Below are 1,920 nucleotides of genomic sequence, written 5' to 3' on the forward strand. Positions count from 1 at the left end.
ATCCCTTCCTGGTCGAGGCGCTGAAGAACAGCCTGTTCATCGCCACCACCAGCGCGCTGCTCGCGGCCTTCTGCGGCACGGCCGCGGCGCTCGGGCTGCAGCGCGTCGGCGCGCGGACGCGGGCGCTCTTCGACGCGCTGCTGGGCGCCGCGATCGTCGTTCCCGGCGTCGTCATCGGCATCTCGACGCTGGTGGCGCTGGTGCAGCTCTTCGGCGTCGTCAATCCATTCCTCGCTTCGCTGTGGCCGACCGATCAGCCGCCGAAGCTTTCGCTGGGCTACGGCTCGATCATCGCCGCGCACGGCCTGTTCTCGATGGCGCTAGTGACCATGATCGTCGGCACGCGGCTCGCGAGCCTCGATCGCAATCTGGTCGAGGCCTCGAGCGATCTCTACGCCACGCCGCTGACGACGTTCCGATCGATCGTGCTGCCGCAGGTCATGCCGGCGGTGATCGCCGGCTTCCTGCTCGCCTTCACCTTCTCCTTCGATGATTTCATCATCGCCTTCTTCGTCGCCGGCGCGCAGACGACCTTGCCGATCTACGTCTTCGCCTCGATCCGGCGTGGCGTGACTCCGGAGATCAACGCCATCGCAACGATCGTGCTCTGCGCGTCGGTCCTGCTCGTGCTGCTCGCGCAATGGCAGCTCGGACGTCGGAAGCCATCGCCTTGAAAGACCAATCCATGATCCTGAAGGACCGTATCGCCGTTGTCACGGGCGCCGGATCGGGCATCGGACGGGCCGGCGCCATGATCATGGCGCGGGAAGGGGCGATCGTGGTCATCGCCGACCGTGATCCGGCGGCCGGCGAAGCCACCGCTTCCGGCATCCGTGAAGCCGGCGGCCGCGCCGAGGCCGTCGCCACCGATGTCGGCGACGATACGGCCGTCGAGGGCCTCATAGAGGGAACGCTTGGCAAGCATGGCCGGATCGACATCCTGCACAGTCATGCCGGCATCCAGGTGGGCGGTACGCTGACGGAAGTCGGAACGGACGGGATGGACGCCTCGTGGCGGATCAATGTGCGGGCGCAGTTCCTGGCGGCCAAGACGGTCATGCCGGCAATGATCGCTCAGGGCGGCGGCGTCATCCTCAACACGGCCTCCAATTCCGGCGTCTTCTACGACCGCGAGATGATCGCCTATGCCACCTCCAAGCACGCCGTGGTGGCGATGACCCGGCAGATGTCGCTCGACTATGCAAAGCACAATGTACGCATCAACGCGCTCTGCCCGGGCTGGGTCGACACGCCGTTCAACGCGCCGTTCATCGCCCAGATGGGCGGACGCGATGCGATCGAGAATTATGTCCGCACCAAGATCCCGATGGGGCGCTGGGCGAGCGCGGAGGAGATCGCCGAAGCCATCCTGTTCCTCGTCTCCGACCGTTCGTCTTTCATGACCGGACAGGCGCTGGTGGTGGACGGTGGCGAGAGCATTGGCTGAGGCGCTTTGGTCAGCCCCGCTGGTTCCGTGACGCAGAAGTTTTAACCGGTTAGCCATGTGCGCGTTGGCAGGTCTCATGCCTCGGCGATTGGCCGAGACGCCTATCGCGGTCGCCATCCGCGGGCGGAGCAAGGAGCGAAGCGACGCGCGCAGACCCGAGGATCCATGCCGTGACTTGGAAGCACCACGGCGGTCCAGAAATTCTGCACCGTTGCAGGGTTCGGTCCAGGTAACGGAATGGATTCCAGGGTCTGCGCGCGTCGCTACGCTCCTTGCTCCGCCCTGGAATGACGAGGTTCAGGGGCCCTTCAGCTCATCGCCAGCGTTTGCGCTAACTACTTGCGCCGGACGCGACGATCGGTCAAACCATAGGCCAGGTTCCTCGATGAGGCTTGTCATGCAGGCTGCAAAAACGCTCTTCCGCACCCGGCCGGGTTCCGTTCCGGCCGCGAGGAAGCGCGTCTCGACAGGCT

General features: G+C 65.4%; 2 protein-coding genes. Both read left to right on the plus strand.

Annotated features, from left to right (window positions below):
• A partial coding sequence (locus EOD07_RS32780) for an ABC transporter permease (RefSeq protein ID WP_164772772.1) occupies positions 1–674 on the plus strand: 674 nt, incomplete at its 5' end.
• Positions 675–685: 11 nt separating this feature from the next.
• A complete protein-coding gene (locus EOD07_RS32785; RefSeq protein WP_127238188.1) occupies positions 686–1,447 on the plus strand; it encodes a glucose 1-dehydrogenase in 762 nt (253 codons plus the stop codon).
• Positions 1,448–1,920: the final 473 nt, after the last annotated feature.

This window comes from Mesorhizobium sp. M2C.T.Ca.TU.002.02.1.1 (genome assembly GCF_003997225.1).

Coding starts and splice junctions, on each gene's coding strand:
- EOD07_RS32785 (WP_127238188.1), top strand. CDS start 686: ATGATCCTGAAGGACCGTATCGCCGTTGTCACGGGCGCCGGATCGGGC.